The sequence below is a fragment of the Micromonospora sp. WMMA2032 genome (assembly GCF_002688545.1).
Lineage (GTDB): Bacteria > Actinomycetota > Actinomycetes > Mycobacteriales > Micromonosporaceae > Micromonospora > Micromonospora sediminicola.
Map to the genome: position 1 here is coordinate 6,327,367 of NZ_CP024052.1, position 24,301 is coordinate 6,351,667.

Consider the following 24,301-nt stretch of genomic DNA (forward strand, 5'->3'; position numbering starts at 1 on the left):
GCGTTAAGAAGGGGCCCCTCCTTACTTGTCAGCGGCGGCTGCCGACCCAGTGGTCGGCCTCGGGCGCCGAGTGCAGGCCCGGCTCGTGCAGGCCCTCCTCGGTCACCTGGCCGATCCGGCGGTAGGTGTCCGGCCGGCTGGTCCGCAGCACCGCGCCCCAGATCAGGCCGAGCGCACCGGCGATCACCGGGATCGCCGGCAGCAGCCACTTGAGGTAGCTCGCGGTGTCCGGCGCGAGCAGCGCGTCGAAGTTGAACAGCAGCACCAGCAGCACGGCGGTGAGCAGGACCGTGCCGAGCGCCGGGGCGATCGCCCGCTGCCACAGCGTCTCCGGGCCGGAGCGGCCCCGGAAGAAGCCGACGACGGCGGCGGAGGTGAGCGTCATCAGCAGCACGACACCGACCGCGGCCGAGCCGGACAGCCAGGTGAACAGGTCGATGACCGGGTCCCGGCCGGTGACCGCGAACGTCAGGAAGACGACCACGGCCAGCACGCTCTGCACCAGCGAGCCCGCGACCGGAGCGCCGCTGCGGCTGGAGGTGGCGCCGAGGAAGCGGGGCAGGACGTTCTCCCGGCCCAGCGCGAACAGGTAGCGGGCGACGCCGTTGTGGAACGACAGCAGGGCGGCGAGCACGCTGGTGATGAACAGGACGTTGGCGATGTCCGCGACGACCGCGCCGGTGTACTGGTCGAGGGCGCCGAAGACGACGCCCGGCCCGGCCTCGCCGCTGGCCTGCGGCGCGTTCTCCGGCCCGGTGAGCACGGTCAGCGCCCAGGCGGAGAAGGCGTAGAACAGACCGGTGAAGGCGACCGCGATGTAGGTGGCGCGGGCCACCGTGCGCCGCGGGTCCTTCACCTCCTCGCTGTAGATGGCGCCGCTCTCGAAGCCGGTGAAGGAGGCGATGGTGAAGGCGAGCACGGCGCCGAACCCGGCCCCGAACAACTGCCCGGGGCTGATGCCGGCGGTGGTGACGCTGCCGCCGGCCGGGTGGGCGAACGCGACCAGGTCGAAGATCAGCACCACGATGCACTCGAGGACGAGCAGCACCGCCAGCACGCTCGCGTTGAGGTCGATGCGCAGCACGCCGAGCAGGCCGATGAAGACCCAGGCCAGCAGCGCCCAGACCCACCAGGCCAGGTCCAGCCCGGCCTTGGCCGACATGAAGTCGGAGACGATGGCGCCGAGCAGCCCGTAGAGGCCGATCTGGATGGCGTTGTACGCGGCCAACGCGACCGCCGAGCCGGCCACCCCGCCGGCCCGGCCGAGGCCGTTGGCGATGTACGCGTAGAACGCGCCGGCGTTGGCGACGTACCGGCTCATCGCGGCGTAGCCGGTGGCGAAGACCGCGAGGACGGCGGCGAGCAGCAGGAAGCCGAGCGCGGCGCCGATGTTGCCGCTGACGGCGTACATGGTGGTGACGCCGCCGCCGAGAACGGTCAGCGGGGCCGACGCGGCGACGGTGAAGAAGACGAGATGGGCGGTGCCGAGACGGCCACGGCGCAGCCCACCGTCGGAGAAGAACGGATCGGAGGACAAGGCTTCTCCAGGGGAGGGGGTGAGGGGGTAGGGGTGTCTACTTCGGAACAGCCTCAGGCAGGGTATTGGTGATCACGGATCGTCACAACCCCACTTCGATATCGATTGGGGCGCGCGCGTGCGACCGGAATTGAGCTGTGCGTGGTCATGCCGTACCGTCCCGTGTCGACGATCACGGCCACCGTTCGAGGATGGACCATGACCTACCCCGGGGCACAAGCCACGTACCGGCTCGCCGATGCGCTGTTCCTCATCGGACACGACGAGTTCACCGGTAAGCCGCACGTCGCCGTCGACCGGCTGGAGTGCGGGCTGGCCGGTGCCGCGCTCGCCGAGCTGATGTTCGAGGGGCGGATCGCGCTCGACGGTGGCGGCATCGCCGCGGTCGACCCACGGTTGTGGCAGGAGCCGCTGACCGATCTGCTGATCACCGAGATCCTGCGTCGTGAGGGCGCGCATCCGGCCCGGCTGTGGATCCGCTACCTGCGCACCCAGCTCAACATCAACGAGCGGGTCGGCACCCGGCTGGTCACCGCCGGCGTCCTGCGACGCGAGCAGGGCAAGCTCATCGGCCGGTCGGTCCGCTGGCCGGCCATCGACCCGAACCAGGCGGCCTCGCCCCGGGTGCGGCTGACCGCCATGCTGATGCACTCGTCCCCGGCCGAGCTGGACCCGGGCACGCTGCTGCTGGCCAGCCTCGCCGAGGCGGTCGGGCTCGCCGCGCACATCTTCGACCCGCAAGTGGGCGGCCGGATGCGGGACTGCCGGCGGTTCCTGCCGGCGCAGCTCGACGGGCTGCTCGCCGCCGTGGTCGGCGCGCTCGACGCCAGCACCACGACGGTACGCCGCTGAGGTCCCGCCCCGACGGGCCGGGGCGGGACCGCCCCGCTCAGGCGGGGTCGCGCCACATCGGGTAGAGGCTGGGTCCCTCGGGCAGGTCCAGCGTCACCGGACGGCGCCGGAAACCGAGCCGCTCGTAGAGCGCGGCGTTGCGCGGAGTGCTGGCCTCCAGGTACGCGGCGGTGCCGGACCGGTCCAGCTCGGCCAGCCGGTCGCGCAGCAACGCCGATCCGACACCCCTGCCGTGGTGGTCGGGGTGCACGCCGATGAACGGCAGGTACCAGTGCGGCTCGCCGGGGTGGTTGGCGGCCATCAGCTCGTCGAGCACGCCGAAGCGCTTCATCGCCTCCGGCCCGATCGCGCTCTCCAGGTCGGCGAGCTCCTCACCCTCGTCCTCAGCGTGGTCGCCTCCGACCGGCAGCCAGAGCGTGGCGCCCAGACCGTCGCCGGCGACGTGGACCTCACCGGTCCGCAGCGCGAGGGCGACGAACGGCCCGAAGAACGCGGGGTGCACCCGCGCGCGGTGGTCGTCGGCCGGGAAGATCCAGCCGCTCACCGGGTCGCGCATGAACGCCTCGGCGAGGATTGCGGTCACGACGGCGGCGTCCTGCGTGGACGCTCGCCGGATGTTGCCCTGCCACTGAGTCACTGCCACCCGTCCTGCCGGCTGCACGAGCCATTGTGGTCATTGATCGGCGTGCAACGTATCAGGTGCCTGCCGTCGCGCGGCAGACCCCGCGGACCGCTCGCCGTACCCCGGTCTCCGTGGCTACGCTGGCCCGGCCCGCCGAACGGAGGACCATGTCCCGTACGCGTCGCCCCGGCTCCTCGCCCGGGGCCGCCATCACCTCGTCGCCCTGGGTCCTGGTCGCGATCGGGGTCATCGTGATGGTGGTGCTGCTGGTGGTGGCGCTCGGCTCGGTGCGGGGCCGGCGGACGTTCCCGGCGGCCGCGCCGTCGGACCCGGTGATGTCGCTGCCGGGGCTGCCGTCGTCCCCGCCCACCCCGTCCGGCGGCCCGGCCGCCCCGTCGAGCACCGCCGCGCGGCCCGTGGTCCCGGGGCTGTCCCCGCGGTCGACCGTGCTGCCCGCCGCGCCGACGCCGGTCGCGCCGACGAGCAGCCCGCGCGCCGGCGGCCGACCCGCCCCGCCGCCTCCGCCGCCGGCCCCGCCGTCCGCCGTGACCGGCCGGTACGCGGTGGTGAGCAGCTTCGACGGCGGTTTCATCGGCGAGGTGCGGCTGGTCAACACCGGAGCCGCGGCGCGGGGTTGGACGGTGCGGCTGACGTTCCCCGGGGGCCGGCTGGTCACGGCCTGGGTGCAGGGCGCCGAGCAGGGCACGTTCGGCTTTGCCGACGACGTGTTCACCTACCGCAGCGGTGTCGACCTGGCCGCGGGCGCGTCGGTGCCGGTGCAGTTCCACATCGAACGGGCGGGCCTCCGTCCGGCGAGCTGCACGGTCGACGGCGTGACCTGCGCCGGGCTCTGATCGGGCGGCGACGCCGGCACCTCGCTTGCAAGATGACTGCTTTGTTGCAGCATCGTTTGCAAGGTATTGCAGAATGTTTCGGCAAGGGCTAGCGTGCGGGCGAATCAGCGACCAGAGAAAGGCCGTCGATGAAACCGCCGCCGATATCCCCCAAGGCGCTGCTCGCCCTGGTCTCCTCCCTCGTACTCACTCTCGTCGGCGTTCCGGTGGCCCTCCACCAGCTGAACGCCGACGGCACCGACCGCGCCACCACCCCCGACGTGCTCGCGGCCGGGAACGCCCCGCAGTGGGACCGCGAACCGTCCGCCGACACGCTGCTCAAGGCCGGCCGGACCACCGCCAAGGCGGAGCAGTTCTACTTCGTGCTGCCGGACCGCTTCGCCAACGGCGACAAGCGCAACGACACCGGCGGCCTCCGCGGCGACCGGCTCGCCACCGGCCTGGACCCGAAGGACAAGGGCTTCTACCACGGCGGTGACCTCAAGGGCGTCATCGACAAGATGGACTACATCCAGGGGATGGGCACCACCGCCATCTGGCTGGCGCCGATCTTCAAGAACCGGCCGGTGCAGGGCACCGGCGCCGACGTCTCGGCCGGCTACCACGGCTACTGGATCACCGACTTCACCCAGGTCGACCCGCACTTCGGCACCAACGCGGAGCTGAAGAAGCTGGTGGACCTGGCGCACCGGCGCGGGATCAAGGTCTACCTCGACATCATCGTCAACCACACCGCCGACATCATCCGGTACGCCGAGGACAAGTACGGCTACGTGGACAAGAAGACCGCGCCGTACACGGACACGCGGGGGCGCGCCTTCGAGGACCGCAACTACGCCGACGGCACGCGGAAGTTCCCCGCGGTGAACTCGACGTCGTTCCCGTACACCCCGACGTTCGCCAGCCCGGCCGACGCGAAGGTCAAGGTCCCGGCGTGGCTCAACGACCCGACCATGTACCACAACCGCGGCGACTCCACCTTCGCCGGTGAGAACAGCGAGTACGGCGACTTCTTCGGCCTCGACGACCTGTGGACCGAGCGTCCCGAGGTGGTGCGCGGCATGACCGACATCTACGGCCAGTGGATCGGGAAGGCCGGCGTCGACGGCTTCCGCCTGGACACGGTCAAGCACGCCAACCTCGACTTCTGGCCGCAGTTCACCCGGGGCATCGACGCCTACGCGGCGAAGGCCGGCAAGAAGGACTTCTTCATGTTCGGCGAGGTCTACAGCGCCGACCAGGAGATCGAGTCGACCTACGTGCGGCAGGGCGGCCTGCCCGCCACGCTCGACTTCTCGTTCCAGGAGGCCGCGCGCGGCTACACCGCCGCGGACGGCTCGGCCAAGGCGCTCGCCGACGTGTACGCCAAGGACGACCTCTACTCCGCCCGCGACACGAACGCGAACCGGCTGACCACGTTCCTCGGCAACCACGACATGGGCCGGATCGGCTCGTTCATCGCCGCGGCCGGCGGTGACGACGCCGCCCAACTGCGCCGCGACCAGCTCGCCCACCAGCTGATGTTCCTCACCCGAGGCCAGCCGGTGGTCTACTCCGGCGACGAGCAGGGCTTCACCGGCCCCGGCGGCGACAAGGACGCCCGCCAGGACATGTTCGCCTCGCGCACCGCGGACTACCTCGACGACGACCTGATCGGCACCACCCGCACCCACGCCGCCGACCAGTACGACACCCGGCACCCGCTCTACCGGACCATCGCCGAGCTGGGCAAGCTGCGGGCGGCGCACCCGGCGCTGCGCGACGGCGTCCAGGTCACCCGCCACGCCGCCGACGGCCCGGGCGTCTTCGCGTTCTCCCGCGTCCTTCCGTCCGATCGGGTGGAGTACGTCGCGGCGGTGAACAACGCCTCGACCCCGCAGACTGTCACCGTGGACACGTGGTCGGCCGGCAGCCGCTTCACCGGCGTGTACGGCGGCGCCGCCACCACCACGGCCGGCGGCGACGGCAAGCTGAGCCTCACCGTGCCGGCGATGTCGGCAGTGGTGCTCAAGGCCGACCGGGCCATCCCGGCGGCCGGCGCGGCCCCGCGGATCACGCTCACCGAGCCGGGTGACGCGCCGGTCCCCACCCGGACCGCGATCACCGCCCAGGTCGAGGGTGACCCGCTGGCCACCGTCACGTTCGCCGCCCGGGTCCCCGGCGGCAAGTGGACGCTGCTGGGCACCGCCGACCGGGCCCCGTACACGGTCCACCACGACCTGACCGGCCTGGCCGGCGGCACGAAGGTCGAGTACAAGGCGGTGGTCCGCGACGGCAAGGGCCGGACCGCCACCGCCCGCACCACCGGCACCGTCGGCACGCCGGCCCAGGGCGCGTCCCGGGACTGGGCGATCGTGCACTACCAGCGCCCGGCCGGCGGGTACGACGACTGGGGGCTCTACACCTGGGGCGACATCGACCCGGCGTACGCCACCGAGTGGCCCAAGGGGCAGCCGTTCGCCGGTGAGGACTCGTACGGCCGGTTCGCCTGGGTGAAGCTCAAGCCGGGTGCGAAGTCGGTCGGCTTCCTCGTGGTCGACAAAGACGGCAACAAGGACGTGGCGAACGACCGCACCATCGACGTGACCCAGACCGGCGAGGTCTGGGTGAAGCAGGGCGACCCGACGCTCTACCCGACCCGGCAGGCCGCCACCGGCGAGCCCGACCCGCCGGTCGACCAGGGCACCGCGGTCATCCACTGGCGCAAGGCCGATGGCAACTACGACGGCTGGGGCCTGCACCTGTGGGACGGCGCGGCCAACCCGACCGACTGGGCCGCCCCGCTCAAGCCGGAGAAGATCGACGCGTACGGCGCGGTGTTCCGGGTGCCCCTCGCCGCCGGCGCGACCGGGCTGAGCTACATCATTCACCGTGGCGACGAGAAGGACCAGCCGGACGACCAGCGGCTCGACCTGACCGCCGTCGGGCACGAGGTCTGGTTGCTGGCGGGGGTCAAGGGTCGGCTGCTGCCGGCCGCCACCACCGGCGCCGCCAAGGACCTCGACCTGACCAAGCAGAAGGCGCAGTGGATCGACCGGTCCACCGTCGCCTGGGCCACCGGACCGACCGACGGCAAGCGGTACGCGCTGGTCGCCGCCCCGGCCGGCGGCCTCGGCATCGCCGACGGCGAGCTGACCGGCACGTACACCACGCTGCCGCTGCGGGCGCAGCGCAACGGGCTGACCGAGGCGCAACGGCAGGCGTACCCCCAGCTCTGGACCTATCGCGCGTTCACGCTGGACCGCGCCGACCTGGCCAAGGTGCCGGCGGCGCTGCGCGGGCAGCTCGTGGTCACCGAGCGGGACGCCGAGGGCGCCCTGCTCGGCGCCACCGGGGTGCAGATCCCGGGCGTGCTCGACGACGTCTACGCGGCGGCCACCGGGGCGAAGCTCGGCCCGACGTTCGCCGGCCGGGTGCCCACCCTGGCCGTGTGGGCGCCGACCGCGCGGAAGGTGTCGCTGCAGCTGTTCGACTCGCCGACGGCGCAGCCGAGCACGGTGGCGATGAGCCGCAACGACCGCACCGGCGTCTGGTCGGTGCGCGGCACCAGGGCGTGGACCGGCCGCTACTACCGCTACCAGGTCGAGGCCTGGCAGCCGGCGGCGCAGAAGGTGGTCACCGCGTCGGTGACCGACCCGTACTCGGTGGCGCTCGCGCCGAACTCGACGCACAGCCAGATCGTCGACCTGAGCGACCCGGCCCTGGCGCCGGCCGGCTGGTCGAAGCTGCGCAAGCCCGCGGCGGCGCCCGCCTCCAAGGCGCAGATCTCCGAGCTGTCGGTGCGCGACTTCTCCATCGCCGACAGCACGGTCCCGGCGGAGAAGCGGGGCACCTACCTCGCCTTCACCGACCCGAGGACCGCCGGGATGACGCACCTGCGGGCGCTCGGCGACGCCGGGGTGAACTACCTGCACCTGCTGCCCGCGTTCGACTTCGCCACCATCCCGGAGAAGCGGGCCGACCAGGCCCGGCCCGCCTGCGATCTGGCGAAGCTGCCGCCGGACTCGGAGGAGCAGCAGAAGTGCGTCGCGGCGGTGGCCGAGACCGACGGCTACAACTGGGGGTACGACCCGCTGCACTACACCGTCCCGGAGGGCGGCTACGCGGTCGACCCGAGCGGCGCGAAGCGCACCACCGAGTTCCGGCAGATGGTCGCCGGGGTGAACCAGGCCGGCCTGCGGGTGGTCATGGACGTGGTCTACAACCACACCTCGGCCGCGGGGACCGACCCGAAGTCGGTGCTCGACCAGGTGGTGCCCGGCTACTACCACCGGCTGCTGGACGACGGCGCGGTCGCCAACTCGACCTGCTGCGCCAACACCGCCCCGGAGCACGCCATGATGGGCAAGCTCGTGGTGGACTCGCTGGTCACCTGGGCCAAGGCGTACAAGGTGGACGGCTTCCGGTTCGACCTGATGGGTCACCACCCGAAGGCGAACATCCTGGCCGTGCGGGCCGCGCTGGACAAGCTCACGCTCGCCCGCGACGGGGTGGACGGCCGGAAGATCCTGCTCTACGGCGAGGGTTGGAACTTCGGCGAGGTCGCCAACGACGCCCGGTTCGTCCAGGCCACCCAGGCCAACATGGCCGGCACCGGGGTCGGCACGTTCAACGACCGGCTCCGCGACGCGGTGCGCGGCGGCGGTCCGTTCGACGCCAACCCGCGCGTGCAGGGCTTCGCCTCCGGCCTGTTCACCGACCCGAACGGGGACGCCGTGAACGGCTCGGCGGCCGAGCAGAAGGCCCGGCTGCTGCACGGCCACGACCTGATCAAGGTGGGCCTGACCGGCAACCTGCGTGACTACCGGTTCACCGACTCCGCCGGGAAGACGGTCACCGGCGCCCAGGTCGACTACAACGGCTCCCCGGCCGGCTACACGGCAGCACCGGGCGAGGCGGTCACGTACGTTGACGCGCACGACAACGAGATCCTCTACGACGCGCTGGCGTACAAGCTGCCGCAGGGGACCTCGGCGCAGGACCGGGCGCGGATGCAGGTGCTGGCGCTGGCCACCACCGCGCTCGGGCAGGGCACCGGGTTCGTGACGGCCGGCTCGGAGCGGCTGCGCTCGAAGTCGCTGGACCGCAACTCGTACAACTCCGGTGACTGGTTCAACCAGATCCGCTGGGACTGCGCCCAGGGCAACGGGTTCGGCGCCGGCCTGCCGCCGGAGCAGGACAACAAGGACAAGTGGCCGTACGCGAAGCCGCTGCTGGCCGATCCGAAGCTGGTGCCGGACTGCGCGGCGGTCGAGCTGGCCGACGCCCGGTACGCGGAGCTGCTGCGGGTCCGGCGCTCCTCGCCGGTGTTCGGCCTGTCCACCGCCGCGCAGGTGCAGAAGCGGGTCGCGTTCCCGCTGTCCGGGGAGAAGGAGACCCCGGGCGTGCTGACCATGACCCTGGACGCCCGCGGGCTGGACGGGAAGTGGAAGTCGGTGACCGTCGTCTTCAACGCCACCCCGGAGACGGCGAAGCAGACCGTGAGCGGTCTGCGGGGGGCGACCGTGGCGCTGCACCCGGTGCTGCGCGACTCGGCCGATCCGGCGCTGCGGACGGCCTCGTTCGACCGGGCCGGCGGCACCTTCACGGTGCCGGCGCGCAGCGTGGCGGTCTTCGTCCAGAGCTGATCCACCGGCGGACCGGCCCCCCTGCCACTCGTGGCAGGGGGGCCGGTCCGTACCCCGGGACCGTCAGGTCAGTTGAAGCAGTCCTCGACGGTGTTGGCGCAGTTGGTGGGGTCGTTGTTGCTGATGAGGGACTCGTCGTCGAGCTTGACGTGTCCTTCGTTGTTGAGGACGCCGCCGGCGACGCGGTGCAGCTTGCTGGAGTCGGTGGCGGTGTTCTTGGTGACGTGGGTCTTGGTGAGGGTGATCTTCGCCTTGTTGTTGAAGATGCCGCCGCCGTTGAGGGCGGTGTTGCCCTTGACCAGGGTGTCGCGGATGGTGAGGGTGGCGTTGTCGTCCTCGTCGTGTTCGCGGGTGAGGAAGCCGTCCTCGATCTTGACGAGCCACTCGCCGTTGAAGATGCCGCCGCCGAAGCGGTTGGCGGTGTTGTCGACGATGACGCTGTCCGAGATGGTGGCGCTGGCCTCGTCCTTGTTGTTGGGGTAGCCCCAGTGCTTCCCGCCGGTCACCACCACACCGCCGCCGTTGCCGTCGGCGTGGTTCTTGGCGACGTGGACCTTGTCGAGGTCGAGGTCGGTGTTCTCGGCGTAGACGCCACCGCCGTTCTCGCAGGCGGTGTTGTCGGTGATCGCGGTGAAGGAGACGGTGACGGTGCCGCCGCTGCTGAACAGGCCGCCGCCGTTCTTGCCGGCGCGGTTGTGCGACAGGGTGGACTTGACGCCGTCCTTGCCGTGGTCGGAGCCGATGATCTCGACCGTGCCGGCCTCGTCGTGCTTGCCCTTCGGGTCGTAGCCCTTGAGCGAAGAGGCTTCGGCGTCGTGCTTGCCGGACAGGCCGTTGCCGTTGGCGATGCCGCCGCCGTTGCCGCCGGCGGTGTTGTCGTCGACGTGGGACTCTTCGACCTTGAGGACGCCCTGGTTGAAGATGCCGCCGCCGTCGCCCTGGGCGTGGTTGTCGTAGACCTTGCTGTCCTCGACCCAGACGCGGCCGTAGTTGGCGATCGCGCCGCCGTTGCCCTCGGCGTTGTTGTGGGTGAGCTTGACCTGGGACAGGTGGGCCTTGCCGCCGCGCTCGACCAGCAGCGCGCCGCCGTCACCCTCGCCCCGCTTCTCCTCCTTGCCCGGCGCGTCCGCGACCGGTGCGGCCACGGCCACCGGAGCTGCTGCGGCCACCGGAGCGGCTGCGACCACCGGAGCGGCCGCCGCCATCGGAGCGGCCTGCGCCGGCGCCGTGGCGGCCTGCGCCGCGGTGGCGGCCTGAGCCCCCGCGACCGCGGGAGCGGCCGGGGCGGCCGGCTGGGCCGGCGTGAGCGCCGCCCCGTCGGTCGGGGCGCCGTTGGCCGGAGCCGGTCCCTGTCCGCCGCCGTACTTGAACTCGTTGGCGTTGCCGCCCTTGACGGTGAGGTCCTTGAGGGTCAGGGCGCCGCCGTCGACGACGCGGAAGATCCGGAAGGTGTCCTCGGCGTCGCGCTTGATGGTGGAGCCGTTGCCCTTGATGGTGACGTCCTGCTTGATCTCGGGCAGGGCGGCGCCGAACTTGCGGTCCTTGACGCCGACCTCGTAGGTGCAGTTCTCGGCCAGCTTCAGGGTGCCGCCGTGGTCCCGGTTGGTCAGGTCGAGGGCGTCGACCAGGGCGTCGTCGTCGCAGGGCACGTCACGGACCTTGCCGTGGTCGCCCTTGTCACCCCACTCGCCCCACTCGCCCTTGGCGCGGCCTTCCTGGCCACGGTCCTTGCCGTCCTTGCCGTGCTCGTCCCGGCCGTACTCGTCCTCGCCGTACCCGCCCTCGTCGTCGCCGTGGGCGTCGTCGCTGAGCTGCTGCGCGGTCGACCACTTCACGTCGGCGAGCCGGTGCGGACCGGTGACCCCGGTCGTCGCGTAGGCCACGCCGGCGAGGCTGACCGCTCCGGTCAGGCCCACGACGCCGGTGGCGAGCCAGAGCCGGCGGCGCCGGAGCGGGGAAACGGTCTCGCGGGTGGCGTCATCGTTATTGCGAAGGTAGTTGGACATCGGAGCTCTCTGCCCTCTCCTTGTACCTGACAAGGTCGCTTCGCCACAGCGAGGCGGCCTTCGCTACAAATCGGTTGTAGCTGCTGAACACGACCGTATGAGAGCCTTCTTCGCCTCGTGGCCATATACGAAAAAAACCCGCATAAGGGTGCGGGTGGGTCGCGCCGACGCAGCAGGTACGGGAGGCCCCGGCCGGGGACACCGCGCCGGGACGGGCGGGGCGGGAGGTGGTGACGGTCGGGTCGGGAGGCGAGCGGCGGGCGGCGGACATGAGGGCCGGAGAGCGATATACCGCTCAGTCATACCTATGACCAGGAGTCATATCGTTCGTGATGCGTCCGGCAAGCCGCCGCGACACGCCCAGCGGCGTCGAGGTCACCGGGCTGACCCCACAGGGCACGAACCGCGACAGCGATGCCGGGTCCGGAGCCCTCCTCCCGCCGCGGTGGCGGGAGGAGAGCTCCGGCGGTTATGTGGTGGTTCAGTTGAAGCAGTCCTCGACGGTGTTGGCGCAGTTGGTGGGGTCGTTGTTGCTGATGAGGGACTCGTCGTCGAGCTTGACGTGTCCTTCGTTGTTGAGGACGCCGCCGGCGACGCGGTGCAGCTTGCTGGAGTCGGTGGCGGTGTTCTTGGTGACGTGGGTCTTGGTGAGGGTGATCTTCGCCTTGTTGTTGAAGATGCCGCCGCCGTTGAGGGCGGTGTTGCCCTTGACCAGGGTGTCGCGGATGGTGAGGGTGGCGTTGTCGTCCTCGTCGTGTTCGCGGGTGAGGAAGCCGTCCTCGATCTTGACGAGCCACTCGCCGTTGAAGATGCCGCCGCCGAAGCGGTTGGCGGTGTTGTCGACGATGACGCTGTCCGAGATCGTGGCGCCCGCGTCGCCGTTGTCCTTCCCGGCCCAGTGCTTGCCCCCGGTGACGACCACGCCGCCGCCGTTGCCGTCGGCGTGGTTCCCGGCGACGTGCACCTTGTCGAGGTCGAGGTCGGTGTTCTCGGCGTAGACACCACCGCCGTTCCCGCAGGCGGTGTTGCCGCCGATCGCGGTGAAGGAGACCGTGACGAAGCCGCCGCTGCTGAACAGGCCGCCGCCGTTCCTGCCGGCGCGGTTGTGGCTCAGCGTGCTCAGGGAGGCGTCCTTGCCCTCGTGCGCCCCGATGATCTCGACCGTGCCGGCGTGGTGCTTGTCGTGGCCGCCCTTGGCGTCCTTCTCCGCTTCGGCGCCGGCGACGTCGGCCGGACCGTGCCCGCCGTGCTGCTCGCCGTTGCCGTTGGCGATGCCGCCGCCGTTGCCGCCGGCGGTGTTGTCGTCGACGTGGGACTCTTCGACCTTGAGGACGCCCTGGTTGAAGATGCCGCCGCCGTCGCCCTGGGCGTGGTTGTCGTAGACCTTGCTGTCCTCGACCCAGACGCGGCCGTAGTTGGCGATCGCGCCGCCGTTGCCCTCGGCGTTGTTGTGGGTGAGCTTGACCTGGGACAGGTGGGCCTTGCCGCCGCGCTCGACCAGCAGCGCGCCGCCGTCACCCTCGCCCCGCTTCTCGTCCCCACCCATCGGGCCCGACGCCATCGGCGTGAGCGCCGCCCCGTCGGTCGGGGCGCCGTTGGCCGGAGCCGGTCCCTGTCCGCCGCCGTACTTGAACTCGTTGGCGTTGCCGCCCTTGACGGTGAGGTCCTTGAGGGTCAGGGCGCCGCCGTCGACGACGCGGAAGATCCGGAAGGTGTCCTCGGCGTCGCGCTTGATGGTGGAGCCGTTGCCCTTGATGGTGACGTCCTGCTTGATCTCGGGCAGGGCGGCGCCGAACTTGCGGTCCTTGACGCCGACCTCGTAGGTGCAGTTCTCGGCCAGCTTCAGGGTGCCGCCGTGGTCCCGGTTGGTCAGGTCGAGGGCGTCGACCAGGGCGTCGTCGTCGCAGGGCACCTCGCGGACCTTGCCGTGGTCACCCTTGTCACCCCACTCGCGGCCTTCTTGGCCATGGTCCTTGCCGTGCTCGTCGCCCTTGCCTTCCTCGCGGGAGTCCTTGTCGGAGTGCTGCGGCGCCGCGGCGTGGTTGTCCGCCACCGGCTCCGTGCCGCCGGACTTGTCGTCCCGAGCGGCGAGGCCACCCAGCGCCGCCAGACCGACGACGCCGGTCAGCCCGGCCACGCCGGTGGCGACCCAGAGCGCCCGCCGCCTGCTCGTCGGCGGGGTGCCCGTCGGGGCCCCGCCGTCGGGTGTCGTTACGTCGTTGGACATGAGAGCCTTCCGCCCTTTCGGTTCTTCCCAAACGGGTCGCACCGCCCCAGGCCGGGCGACCAGCTACAAACCGGTTGTAGCCTCTGTTCGACACCGTATGAGAAGGTTCCTCGCGAGGCAGACGTATCCGAAAAAAGCCCGCATTCGGACCTTGAAGGCGCAAAAGGCGGGCCCCACCACCGTCCTGCGGTGGTGGGGCCCGCCGTGGAACGCGGCCCGGAGGCTCAGCCGGGCAGGCGGGGCCCCGCCTCACGCTGCTCGGCCAGCCAGGTCTCCACCTCGTCCGAGCGGCGCGGCAGCCCGGCCGAGAGGTTCACCGGACCGTCGGCGGTGACCAGGATGTCGTCCTCGATCCGCACGCCGATGCCCCGCAGCTCCTCGGGGACCAGCTCGTCCTCCGGCTGGAAGTAGAGCCCCGGCTCGACGGTGAGCACGTAGCCCTCGCCGAGCGGGCCGTCGCGGTAGGTCTCCTTGCGCGCGTTGGCACAGTCGTGCACGTCGATGCCGAGCATGTGGCTGGTGCCGTGCAGCGTCCACCGGCGGTAGACCGTGGAGGCCGGGTCCATCGCCTCGTCCACGCTCACCGGCAGCAGGCCGAGGTCCTTCAGCGCCTCGGCCAGCACCCGCATCGAGGCCAGGTGCACGTCGCGGAAGCCCACCCCCGGCTTGCACATGTCGATGCCGGCCTGCTGGGCGGCGTACACGGCGTCGTAGACCTGGCGCTGCAACGGGGTGAACCGGCCGTCGACCGGCAGCACCCGGGTCACGTCGGCGGTGTAGAGGTTGCGGTTCTCCACGCCCATGTCCATCAGCAGCAGATCACCCGGACGGGTGGCGCCGTGGTTGTGCACCCAGTGCAGGATCGTGGCGTGCTCGCCGGCCCCGACGATCGAGCCGTAGCCCACGTCGTTGCCGTCGTGCCGGGCGCGCAGGGCGAAGACGCCCTCCAGCAGCCGCTCGGAGACCGCCCGGTCGGCCGGCAGCGCGCGGGCCACGTCCTCGAAGCCCCGCACGGTGGCGTCGCACGCCTCCTGGAGCTGCGCGATCTCCCACTCGTCCTTGACCAGCTTCAGCTCCGAGATGGCGATGGCCAGCTCCCGGTCGCGGCCCGGTTGGCCCTCGGCGCGTGGCCCGTCGTACCGGCGCACCGCGGCGTCCACCCGGGCGTCGAAGCCGCGCAACACCCGGGTACGCCCCGGGGCCAGGTCGGCCAGCGCCGCGTCCAGCTCGCTCAGGTCGGCCGTCGGCAGGCCCAGCTCGGTCGACTTCTCCCGCAGCGTCGGCCGCCGGCCCACCCACAGCTCGCCGTGGCGGCTGCGGAAGAACTCGTCGGTCGCCCGGGACGAGCGGGGCCGCATGAACAGTGTCGCCTCGCCGCCCGGCCGCAGCACGAGGACGCTGTCGGGCTCCAGGTCGCCGGTCAGGTAGGCGAAGTCGCTGCCCGGCCGGAACCGGTGGTCGGTGTCGTTGGCGCGTACCTTCTCGGTGCCGGTGGGGATGACCAGCGTCTCGCCCGGGAAGGCCTCGGCCAGCGCGGCCCGTCGCTTGGCGTGGTTGGGCACCTCGGGCCTCGGGGTGACCGACAGCTCGGTGTCCCGCCAGCCCTGCCGCATGAACGACAGGAACGCCTCCGGGAAGTCCGGGTCGTGCGACTCCGTGCCGTCCGCCGGCTTGCCCTGCTGCGTCCGCTCCTCGGCCATGATCCGCCCTCCCTGCGCCTCGTCGCTGGTCCAGACGGTACCGCGCGCACGGGAGCGGGAGGTGCCTGCGGTGCCGCGACGGTGGCTTCCGGCGCGTGGAAAGATGGCCCCCATGTGCGGACTCCTGGCCTTCTTCAGCGCGCGCGGCGACGCCGCCGCCCACCGCGACCACATCGCCGGCGCACTGGAGTGCCTGCACCACCGTGGCCCGGACGAGACCGGGGTCGAGGTGGTCGGCGACGCCTCCGGCCGGTACGCGGACGGCGTGTTCGCGCACAAGCGCCTGGCCATCATCGACGTGGCGCTCAGCCACGAGCCCCTGCCCTACGCCGGCGGCCGCTACCTGCTCACCTTCAACGGCGAGATCTACAACTACATCGAGCTGCGGGACGAGCTGATCCGCGACCACGGGGCCCAGTTCGCCACGAACGGCGACGGCGAGGTGATCGTCGCCGGCTACCACTACTGGGGTGAGCAGGTGCTCACCAAGCTGCGCGGCATGTTCGCGTTCGTGATCTGGGACCGGCAGGAGCGGCGGGCCTTCGGCGCCCGGGACTACTTCGGCATCAAGCCGCTGCACTACCTGGAGACTCAGGACGGCCTCTACCTGGCCTCGGAGAAGAAGGCGCTGCTGCCGTTCGCGCACTCCGCCTACCAGGGCGACGCCGGCATCGACACCGCCAACCTGAGCCACTACCTGACCCTGCAGTACGTCCCGGAGCCGGGCACGCTGCACAAGGGGATCAGCCGGATCGGGTCGGGGGAGTACCTCACCTGGACCCCGGGCGGCCGGATCGAGGTGCGCCGCTGGTACCGGCCGGTGTTCCGTCCGGCGCCCGTCTCCGACGAGCAGAAGCTCTACCACGAGATCCGGGAGACGCTGCGCGAGAGCGTCCGGATGCACATGCGCTCGGACGTGCCGGTCGGCTCGTTCCTGTCCAGCGGCATCGACTCGACCGCGGTGGTGGCGCTGGCCCGCGAGTTCAACCCGAACATCCTCACCTTCACCGTCGGCTACGACGTGCCCGGCTACTCCGAGATCGACGTGGCCCAGGACTCGGCCCGGCACCTCGACGTGACCACCATCCCGACCAAGATCGGGCCGCAGGACATGATCGACGCGCTGCCGAAGATCGTCTGGCACCTGGACGACCCGGTCGCCGACCCGGCCCTGGTGCCGCTCTACTTCGTGGCGAAGAAGGCCGCCGAGCACGTCACCGTGGTGCTCTCCGGCGAGGGCGCGGACGAGTTCTTCGGCGGCTACACGATCTACCGCGAGCCGCTCTCGCTCAGCTCCGTCAACGGCCTGCCGGACGGCGTGCAGAAGGGGCTGCGGGCGGTCTCCAAGGCCATCCCGCAGGGGGTCAAGGGCAAGAGCTTCCTGGAGCGCGGCACCACCCCGATCGAGCAGCGCTACTACGGCAACGCGCGGATGTTCACCGAGGAGGAGAAGCAGCACCTGCTGCGTCGCTACGACCCCTCGGTGCGCTACACCGACGTCACCGCGCCGATCTACGCCGAGTGCACCGAGCTGGACGACGTCACCAAGATGCAGTACGTCGACCTCTACACCTGGCTGCGCGGCGACATCCTGGTCAAGGCCGACCGGATCTCGATGGCGCACTCGCTGGAGGTCCGGGTGCCGTTCCTGGACCGGGAGGTGTTCAACGTCGCCGCCGGCATCCCGGTCGACCTGAAGCTGCCGCCGCGCTCCGAGGCCACCAAGTACGCCATGCGCCAGGCGCTGCAGGGCGTGGTGCCGCCGGCCATCGTCAACCGCAAGAAGCTGGGCTTCCCCACCCCGACCCGGGTGTGGCTGCGCGGCGAGATGTACGAGTGGGCCCGGCACGTGCTGTCCACCTCCGGCGCGGGCGACCTGGTCGACCTGTCGTACGCGCTGCGGCTGCTGGACGAGCACAAGCGGGAGGAGGCCGACCACTCCCGCAAGGTGTGGACCGTGCTGATCTTCTGCATCTGGCACGCGATCTTCGTGGCGAAGACGCTCGACCCGGGCATCCAGCGCAACCAGTCCGCGCTGCTCACCAAGCCGGTCGTCGGCAGCATGGTGCGCTGACCCGTACGCGGTGAAGGGCCCCCGGGGTGTTCCCCCCGGGGGCCCTTACCGGTGCGGGGTCACCGACCGGTGCAGGTGACCGTCGGCAGGGTGTTGGTGCCGGAGGTGTTCGCGGTGAAGCCGAACGTGGTGGTGCCCTCCGGTGGGACGCTGCCGTTGTAGGCGGCGTTGGTGACCGTCACCGACGCCCCGCTGCCGCTCAACGTGCCGTTCCACACCTGGTTGATGGTCTGGCCGCTCGGCCAGGTCCAGTTCGCGGTCCACCCGGCGTACGTCCGGGTGCTGTGGTTCATGATCATGACCTCGCCCTGGAAGCCGCCCTGCCAGGCGCTGACCACCTTGTACACCGCCATGCAGGTGCCCGCCGGCATGGTCGGCGTCGAGGTGGGCGTGGGCGTCGGCGTGGTGGGCGTGGGCGTCGGGGTGGTGGGCGTGGGCGTCGGGGTGGTCGGCGTGGGCGTCGGCGTGCCGCCGCCCGAACCGATCCCGGTCACCTCGCCGTTGCCGCCGTCGAACGTCACGTCGGAGCAGCCGAAGAAGTTCTCCTGGCTGTCCGAGCGGACCCAGCGCGAGTAGATGATGTGCCGGCCGCTCTTGTTGGTCGGCAGGTTGCCGGTGAAGTAGTAGTGCCCGTCGTTGGTGCCGACCGCGCCGCGCTGCGGCGGGTTGGTCACCTGCAGGAACGGCTGCTCCTCCAGGTCGCTCCAGGCCAGCGGGCGGGTCGGGCTCCAGCTGTCCTTGGTGACGTAGAAGTAGAACGTGCCCGGGTGGTGGGCCCAGTTGCTGTAGCGGAACTCCATCGACCGCCCGGCCGTCAGGTGCGTGATCGGCCAGTCGTTGCGCGCCGCGTCGTAGCCGCTGAAGTTCGGGTTCCCACCGCTGCACAGCTTGCCGTCGGGAATGAACCCGACGGTGCGTCCGCCCGCGTCCGAGCGCAGCACGCTGAACCAGTTGTAGAGCGAGTTCGCCCCGTTCTGGGCGACCGCGGCGGAGCAGGCGGGGTTGTTCGGCCGGATCTCCCCGGTGCCGGAGAGGCCGTCCTTCCAGCACAGGTAGGTCCGGGCGCCCGGCGTCATGGCCGCGCCGTGCGCGGCGGCCGGATCGGAGTGGGAGGCCAGGGCGAACGCGCCCAGGGCCAGGGTGAGGGCCGCGGTGACCAGCGCGGCCGTACGGGATCGGTGCACGGGGATCTCCTGACTGGCGGAGCGCGACCTGCTCTCGGCCCGCCCCGCTGCGACGAGCGGATGCGACGATCGCGGTGCCCGCGCCCGGCGGTCGGCGTGCGGCCGGAACCGTCGGGGGACGCGCACCGCCTGCGGTCCGTGCCACGGACCGTGGGTGCCCTCGCGTCGGCTCGACCCGGCGGCGCGGCAGCCCACCGCGCCCTCCCGGCAGCGCCATCCCATCACGTCCGGCCGCCATATGCAATAGCCGCTGGTCGATGCCCGGGTCCCGTCGCGCCGGATCCCGGCATGCGCCAGGATCGGGGGAGGACGAGGAGAGGAGCCAGGATGGGGTACGCGGTGGTGCTCGGCGAGGCGCTTGTCGACCTGCTCGACGCCGAGCACGACGGGGAACCCGTCTACCGGCAGGCGGTCGGCGGCGGGCCGCTCAACGTGGCCGTGGCGGTCGCCCGGCTCGGCGGGGACGTGCAGTTCGTCGGCTCGCTCGGCGACGACGCGCTGGCCGGACGGATCCGGGCCTTCCTCACCGGGGCCGGCGTGGGCGTGGCCGGCGCGGTGACCGTGCCCGCCCCGACCGCGCTGGCGGTGGCCACCTTCGCCGGTCCGGAGCCGGAGTTCCGCTTCTACGGCGAGCCCCGCTCGTACGCCCTGCTCGGCCCGGACGACCTGGACGTGGCGCTGGTCGAGGGCGCCGACGTGCTCTACTGCGGCTCGATCGTGCTGCTCGACCCGCCGGTGCTGGCCGCCGCCCGCCGCGCCTGGGCGATCGCGGGCGGCCTGCGGGTGTTCGACCCGAACGTCCGCCCCAGCCTGCTCACCGCGCCCGACGCGCTGGACCGGCTGCGCGGGGTGGTCGCGGAGTTCGCCGCCGGGGCACACCTGGTCAAGCTCAGCAGCGCCGACGCCCGGGTGCTCTACCCGCACGAGCCGGTCGCGGGCGTCGCGGCGTACCTGCGGGAACTGGGCGCGACCACCGTCGTGGTCACGCTCGGCGCGGACGGCGCCCTGGTCGCCGCCGCCGACGACGTGGTGCGCGTGCCCGCCCCGAAGGTCGAGGCGGTGGACGCCACCGGCGCCGGCGACTCGGTGATGGGCGCGCTCGTGGCCGAGCTGCTCGCCGCCGGCGAACCGGCCGACGCGCTCGGCTGGCGGGAGCGGGTGGCGTTCGCGCTACGGGTGGCCGGGCTGGTGTGCGAGTCGCCCGGCGGCGCCACCGCCATGCCCACCCGCCCCGCCGTCACCGCCCGCTTCGCGTGAAAGGAGGGGCCCCTTCTTAACGCCTCCGGTAGAGGAGGGGCCCCCTGTTAACACACCGGCCCTCGGGCGGCGGAGGTCAGCGGGGGCGGGTGAGGGTGAGGACCGCCGTCAGGGAGAGGGTGGCGGCGCCGGCCAGGACGGTGGCCATGGGGAGGGCGCTGCCCTCGCCGCCGAGACCGACCAGGGGTGCGGCGAGCGCGCCGACCACCGACTGGACGCCACCCATCAGCGCGGCGGCGGTCCCGGCGTGGCGGGCGTGCGCGTCCAGCGCCAGCGCGGTGCTGTTCGGCATCACCATGCCCAGCGAGCCGACGAAGGCGAACAGCGCCACCGCCGTCACCGCCAGGCTGCCGGCGAGTGCGCCGGTCAGCACGCCGGCCGCCGTGACCAGGCCGACCACCAGCGTGGTGACCAGCAGCCGGCGCGGACTGAACCGGTCGAGCAGCCGGGCGTTGAGCTGCCCGGTGGCGACCAGGGCGAGCGCGTTCACCCCGAAGATCACGCTGAACACCGTGGCGGAGACGCCGAAGACGTCCTGGAACACGAACGACGACCCCGAGATGTACGCGAACAGCCCGGCGAACGCGAAGCCCTGGGTCAGCGCGTACCCGAGGTAGACCCGGTCGGCGACCAGCGACCGCATGGTGCGGGCGGTGGCGCCCAGGCCGCCGGTGCTGCGGCGCTGCACCGGCAGGGTTTCCGGCAGCCGCAGCGCCACCGCGACGGCGAGCAACGCGCCGATGACGGCCAGGGCGACGAAGACGGCCCGCCAGGAGCCGAACCGGAGCACCAGGCTGCCCACGCTGGGCGCGGCCACCGGCGCCACGCCGAAGACCAGGGTGAGTCGGGAGAAGTACTTCGCGGCGTCCCGGCCGGAGTAGAGGTCCCGGACCACCGCGCGGGCGACCACCACGCCCATGCCGCCGGCCACGCCTTGGACGAACCGCGCGGCGGCCAGCAGGGGAGCGTTCGGCGCCGCGGCGCAGGCCAGCGCGAGCACGGCGTACGCGACCACGCCGACCAGCACGGGACGGCGCCGTCCCCAGCGGTCGCTGAGCGGGCCGGTGACGAGTTGGCCCAGCGCCAGGCCGACCAGGCAGGTGGTCAGGGAGAGTTGGATGCCGGCCTGGTCGGCGCCGAGCTCGCGGGTCATCGCCGGGAACGCCGGCAGGTACATGTCCAGCGAGAGCGGACCGATCGCGGTGAGCGTGCCGAGCAGCACCAGCAGGGTGATGCCGCCGCCTGCCGCGGCGGGCCGGTCGACGGTCGGGCGCGCGGCGGCCCGCACGGTCTGGCTCACGAAGGTTCCCCCTGGATCTGGTGCGTTCCGGGTAACCTTATCTCTGTAGTCAGAACTATTGCGATGTGAAGCAGGTGACTCCGTGGCGACCGACGAGGAGATCGCACGCTTCGGCGCCGTGCTCGGGGAGCTGCACCGGCTGCTGCGCCGCCGGACCGTCGCCCGCGCCGCTCGGGAGCCGCTGCCCGAGGCCCAGGTGGAACTGCTCCTGCTGGTGCGGGCCGCCCCGGGCATCAGCGGGAAGGAGGTGGCCCGCCGGCTCGGCACCGCGCCGAACACGGTCAGCACGCTGGTGCGCGACCTCACCGACGCCGGGCTGCTGGCCCGCGAGCGCGACCCCGCCGACCGCCGGGTGGTCCGCCTGCACGTCACCGAGGCGGCCCGCCGGCGGATGGCCGACTACGAGGTCCACCGCGCCGCGCTGCTGACCGAGTCCCTCGCCGAGGTGGATCCCGCGGCCCGCTCGGCCGTCCTGGCCGCCGCCCCGCACCTCGACGCGCTGCTCACCGCCCTGCGCAACCGCCCCTGACCCGCGACCGCCGCCGCACCAACCGCCGCCGCACCGACCGGCCGCCGCCGCACCGACCGGCCGCCGCCGCACCGGCCGGCCGTCGCCGGCCGCGTGCTCAGGCGGTGCCGTCGAGTTCGGCGTAACCGCGGCGGGCCGCGATCAGGCCGGGCCGGGCCCCGAACGGCGACTCGGCCGCCACCCGCTCCGGCGGGGCGCTGCCGGTGTGCCCGGCCCGGATCAGCCACGCCTGCCGCGCGAGCCGGGCGTGCTGCTCGCGTACGAAGTCCGCGTCGACCGGCTCACCGTGGCCCGGCACCACCACCGTGGCCGGCGTGGTCAGCCGCAGCAGGTCGGCCACCGCGTCCGGCCACTGCAACGGGTACGACTCCTCGAAGGCCGGCGGCCCGCTCTGCTCCACCAGGTCACCGGCCACCAGGACGTCCGCGTCCGGCACGTGCACCACCAGGTCGGCGTCGGTGTGCCCGTGCCCGGGGTGGCGCAGCAGCACCCGCCGCCCGCCCACGTCCAGCACGGTCTGCTCGTGCACCGCGTGCGTCGGCGTCGCCAGCTCGGTGCGCGCCAGCTCGTCGGCGAGTGCCGGCTGCTCGGCGCGCATCTCCTCGTACGCCGCCCGGCGCAGCGCGTCGGGGTGGTCCCGTAGCACCGCCACCGCCTGGGCGTGCGCGTACACCTCGGTGCCCGGCTCGGCGGCCAGCGTGACGTTGCCGAAGCAGTGGTCGAAGTGGTGGTGGGTGTTGACGATCGTCCACGGGTGCGGGGTCACCGCCCGGGCGGCCGTGGCCAGCTCGCGGGCCTGCCCGGCGGTGGAGAGCGTGTCCACCAGCAGCGCGGCTCCGTCGCCCACCACCAGCACCACGTTGACCCGCAGCAGGGGCTCGCGCAGCAGGTGCACGCCGGCGGCGATCTCCTCGAAGCGAGCGGTCATGACGCGCCGACGGCCCGCTCGACGAAGCGCTGCCGGTCGACCAACGCCCGCTCGACGCGCCCCTGCGCGGCGACCGTGTGGCCGTCGGTCACGGTCACCTCGAAGACCAGCCGGCGCCCGTCGACCTTGACCAGCTCGGCGTGGGCCGACACGGACCGCCCGACCGGGGTGGCCGCGCGGTGCTCCAGCTCGACCCGGACTCCGACGGTGGTGGACCCGGCCGGCATCCGGGGCGCCAGGGCCGCCACCGTGGCCGCCTCGGCCAGCGCCAGCACCCGGGGGGTGCCGAGCACCGGCACGTCCCCCGAGCCGAGCGCCCGGGCGGTGTCGGCGTCGGTCACGGTCAGCTCGACGCGGGCGGTCAGGCCCGGCGCGAACGGCGACTCCGGCTGCTCCTGCATGCGGCCGAGCCTAGTGCAGCCGACGGCGGACCGTCCGGCGTCCGGGCCCCCCGCCGACCCCGCTCCGGGCCGGCCCACCGACGGTCGGCGTCGGTCCGCCGGTCGCCCGCCGTTAACCTTGTCCGCGATGGCCGTGCTGACAGATCCCCCGCCCCCCGCCCCCGCCGGACCGACCGCGTCCCCCGACGGCGGGCGTCGTCGTGTGATCGCGATGACCGTCTGGGGCATCGCCTTCGTGGCCGCGTGGCTCGCCATCGGCCTGCCCACCGACCCGGCGTACGCGTTCCTGTGGATCTGGGCCGGCACGGTCGCCTGGAACTCGGCCCGGCCGTGGCGCAGCCACCTGCGCTTCGCCCGGGACTGGATCCCGGTGGTGCTGCTGCTCGCCGCGTACAACCTGTCCCGCGGGTTCGCCGACAACGGCGCCACGCCGCACGCCATGGAGCTGATCGTCGCCGACCGCTTCCTGACCGGGTGGGTCACCGGCGGCGAGGTGCCGACGATCTGGCTCCAGCAGCACCTCTACGACCCGGACCAGGTGCGCTGGTGGGACGTCCTGGTGAGCTGGATCTACTTCTCCCACTTCGTGGCGACGCTCGCCGCCGCCGCCGTGCTGTGGATGCGCAACCGGGGGCGCTGGATCGCGTACATGTCGCGGTGGGGTTTCCTCTGCGCGGCCGGCCTGGTCACCTACTTCGCCTACCCGGCCGCGCCGCCGTGGTGGGCGGCGCAGAACGGGCTGCTCACCGAGGTGGCGCGGATCTCCACCCGGGGGTGGAAGGAGATCGGCATGCACGGCGCGGGCAACCTGCTCAACGCCGGGCAGATCGCCTCCAACCCGGTGGCCGCCATGCCGTCGCTGCACACCGCGTTCGCGCTGTTCGTGGTGCTGTTCTTCCTGCGCTCGGTGCGCCGGCGGTGGTGGCCGCTGATGCTGGCGTACCCGCTGGCCATGACGTTCACCCTGATGTACAGCGGCGAGCACTACCTGATCGACGTGCTGGTCGGTTGGGCGTACGTGGGGATGACGTTCCTGGTCGTCGGCCTGGCCGAGCGCTGGTGGCGGGCCCGACGGTCCCGCCGGGACGGGACCCCGACCGCCGTGACCGGCGTCACCGCGCCCGCCGCCGGCCCCGACGCCACACCCGGGGCCGACCGGGACGCCGTTCCCGCCGAACGTCGCTGACCGTCCTCCGGGCGGCC

General features: G+C 72.4%; 16 protein-coding genes. 7 read left to right on the forward strand and 9 right to left on the reverse strand.

Annotated elements, in window-relative coordinates; genetic code table 11:
- Positions 1 to 28: 28 nt before the first annotated feature.
- Complete coding sequence (locus CO540_RS29410) at positions 29 to 1,537, reverse strand: APC family permease (protein WP_099164424.1); 1,509 nt, start codon at positions 1,535 to 1,537, stop codon at positions 29 to 31.
- Between the two features lie 198 nt (positions 1,538 to 1,735).
- Here CO540_RS29410 and CO540_RS29415 point away from each other — a divergent pair, with 198 nt between their 5' ends.
- The gene (locus CO540_RS29415) at positions 1,736 to 2,389 is read left to right on the forward strand and encodes a GPP34 family phosphoprotein (RefSeq protein WP_099164425.1); all 654 of its coding nucleotides are present in this window, start codon (positions 1,736 to 1,738) and stop codon (positions 2,387 to 2,389) included.
- Between the two features lie 37 nt (positions 2,390 to 2,426).
- Here CO540_RS29415 and CO540_RS29420 read toward each other — a convergent pair whose 3' ends face one another.
- Positions 2,427 to 3,032 (reverse strand): GNAT family N-acetyltransferase, encoded by a 606-nt coding sequence (locus CO540_RS29420; protein WP_253866275.1) that lies wholly within the window; start codon positions 3,030 to 3,032, stop codon positions 2,427 to 2,429.
- A 146-nt stretch (positions 3,033 to 3,178) separates the two neighbouring features.
- Here CO540_RS29420 and CO540_RS29425 point away from each other — a divergent pair, with 146 nt between their 5' ends.
- Positions 3,179 to 3,865 carry a cellulose binding domain-containing protein gene (locus CO540_RS29425; RefSeq protein WP_099164427.1) on the forward strand — a complete coding sequence of 229 codons (687 nt, stop codon included), beginning with the start codon at positions 3,179 to 3,181 and terminating at the stop codon, positions 3,863 to 3,865.
- Between the two features lie 128 nt (positions 3,866 to 3,993).
- Entirely contained in the window at positions 3,994 to 9,492 is a 5,499-nt protein-coding gene (gene pulA / locus CO540_RS29430; RefSeq protein WP_099164428.1) for a pullulanase-type alpha-1,6-glucosidase, read from the forward strand.
- A gap of 68 nt (positions 9,493 to 9,560) precedes the next feature.
- Here pulA and CO540_RS29435 read toward each other — a convergent pair whose 3' ends face one another.
- From CO540_RS29435 to CO540_RS29445, 3 genes are all read right to left on the reverse strand, one after another.
- Entirely contained in the window at positions 9,561 to 11,498 is a 1,938-nt protein-coding gene (locus CO540_RS29435) for a hypothetical protein (RefSeq protein ID WP_099164429.1), read from the reverse strand.
- A gap of 481 nt (positions 11,499 to 11,979) precedes the next feature.
- A complete protein-coding gene (locus CO540_RS29440) occupies positions 11,980 to 13,725 on the reverse strand; it encodes a hypothetical protein (protein ID WP_099164430.1) in 1,746 nt (581 codons plus the stop codon).
- A gap of 224 nt (positions 13,726 to 13,949) precedes the next feature.
- The gene (locus tag CO540_RS29445) at positions 13,950 to 15,425 is read right to left on the reverse strand and encodes an aminopeptidase P family protein (protein ID WP_099164431.1); all 1,476 of its coding nucleotides are present in this window, start codon (positions 15,423 to 15,425) and stop codon (positions 13,950 to 13,952) included.
- Positions 15,426 to 15,537: 112 nt separating this feature from the next.
- On the opposite strand from CO540_RS29445, the gene asnB reads away from it, so the two are divergent.
- Positions 15,538 to 17,499 carry an asparagine synthase (glutamine-hydrolyzing) gene (asnB, locus tag CO540_RS29450; protein ID WP_099164432.1) on the forward strand — a complete coding sequence of 654 codons (1,962 nt, stop codon included), beginning with the start codon at positions 15,538 to 15,540 and terminating at the stop codon, positions 17,497 to 17,499.
- Positions 17,500 to 17,558: 59 nt separating this feature from the next.
- On the opposite strand, the gene CO540_RS29455 is transcribed toward asnB, so the two are convergent.
- Entirely contained in the window at positions 17,559 to 18,683 is a 1,125-nt protein-coding gene (locus CO540_RS29455; RefSeq protein WP_099165017.1) for a lytic polysaccharide monooxygenase, read from the reverse strand.
- 327 nt (positions 18,684 to 19,010) lie between these two features.
- On the opposite strand from CO540_RS29455, the gene CO540_RS29460 reads away from it, so the two are divergent.
- A complete protein-coding gene (locus tag CO540_RS29460) occupies positions 19,011 to 19,940 on the forward strand; it encodes a carbohydrate kinase (RefSeq protein ID WP_099164433.1) in 930 nt (309 codons plus the stop codon).
- A 76-nt stretch (positions 19,941 to 20,016) separates the two neighbouring features.
- Here the strand turns inward: CO540_RS29460 and CO540_RS29465 are convergent, their stop codons facing one another.
- Complete coding sequence (locus CO540_RS29465; protein WP_099164434.1) at positions 20,017 to 21,240, reverse strand: multidrug effflux MFS transporter; 1,224 nt, start codon at positions 21,238 to 21,240, stop codon at positions 20,017 to 20,019.
- 82 nt (positions 21,241 to 21,322) lie between these two features.
- On the opposite strand from CO540_RS29465, the gene CO540_RS29470 reads away from it, so the two are divergent.
- The gene (locus tag CO540_RS29470) at positions 21,323 to 21,769 is read left to right on the forward strand and encodes a MarR family winged helix-turn-helix transcriptional regulator (protein WP_098747972.1); all 447 of its coding nucleotides are present in this window, start codon (positions 21,323 to 21,325) and stop codon (positions 21,767 to 21,769) included.
- Between the two features lie 97 nt (positions 21,770 to 21,866).
- On the opposite strand, the gene CO540_RS29475 is transcribed toward CO540_RS29470, so the two are convergent.
- Together CO540_RS29475 and CO540_RS29480 are read right to left on the reverse strand one after the other, a co-directional pair.
- Positions 21,867 to 22,697, reverse strand: a complete 831-nt coding sequence (locus tag CO540_RS29475; protein ID WP_099164435.1) for an MBL fold metallo-hydrolase — start codon at positions 22,695 to 22,697, stop codon at positions 21,867 to 21,869.
- Entirely contained in the window at positions 22,694 to 23,098 is a 405-nt protein-coding gene (locus CO540_RS29480) for a thioesterase family protein (protein ID WP_098747968.1), read from the reverse strand. The genes CO540_RS29475 and CO540_RS29480 overlap by 4 nt, the downstream gene beginning before the upstream one ends.
- A gap of 127 nt (positions 23,099 to 23,225) precedes the next feature.
- On the opposite strand from CO540_RS29480, the gene CO540_RS29485 reads away from it, so the two are divergent.
- Complete coding sequence (locus CO540_RS29485; protein WP_099164436.1) at positions 23,226 to 24,284, forward strand: phosphatase PAP2 family protein; 1,059 nt, start codon at positions 23,226 to 23,228, stop codon at positions 24,282 to 24,284.
- Positions 24,285 to 24,301 lie beyond the last annotated feature (17 nt).

What these genes read in the sequence shown, in the direction of transcription:
- CO540_RS29415 (WP_099164425.1), top strand. Translation starts at nt 1,736, where the DNA reads ATGACCTACCCCGGGGCACAAGCCACGTACCGGCTCGCCGATGCGCTG.
- CO540_RS29425 (WP_099164427.1), top strand. Translation starts at nt 3,179, where the DNA reads ATGTCCCGTACGCGTCGCCCCGGCTCCTCGCCCGGGGCCGCCATCACC.
- pulA (WP_099164428.1), top strand. Translation starts at nt 3,994, where the DNA reads ATGAAACCGCCGCCGATATCCCCCAAGGCGCTGCTCGCCCTGGTCTCC.
- CO540_RS29435 (WP_099164429.1), bottom strand. Translation starts at nt 11,498, where the DNA reads ATGTCCAACTACCTTCGCAATAACGATGACGCCACCCGCGAGACCGTT.
- CO540_RS29440 (WP_099164430.1), bottom strand. Translation starts at nt 13,725, where the DNA reads ATGTCCAACGACGTAACGACACCCGACGGCGGGGCCCCGACGGGCACC.
- CO540_RS29445 (WP_099164431.1), bottom strand. Translation starts at nt 15,425, where the DNA reads ATGGCCGAGGAGCGGACGCAGCAGGGCAAGCCGGCGGACGGCACGGAG.
- asnB (WP_099164432.1), top strand. Translation starts at nt 15,538, where the DNA reads ATGTGCGGACTCCTGGCCTTCTTCAGCGCGCGCGGCGACGCCGCCGCC.
- CO540_RS29460 (WP_099164433.1), top strand. Translation starts at nt 19,011, where the DNA reads ATGGGGTACGCGGTGGTGCTCGGCGAGGCGCTTGTCGACCTGCTCGAC.
- CO540_RS29475 (WP_099164435.1), bottom strand. Translation starts at nt 22,697, where the DNA reads ATGACCGCTCGCTTCGAGGAGATCGCCGCCGGCGTGCACCTGCTGCGC.
- CO540_RS29480 (WP_098747968.1), bottom strand. Translation starts at nt 23,098, where the DNA reads ATGCAGGAGCAGCCGGAGTCGCCGTTCGCGCCGGGCCTGACCGCCCGC.
- CO540_RS29485 (WP_099164436.1), top strand. Translation starts at nt 23,226, where the DNA reads ATGGCCGTGCTGACAGATCCCCCGCCCCCCGCCCCCGCCGGACCGACC.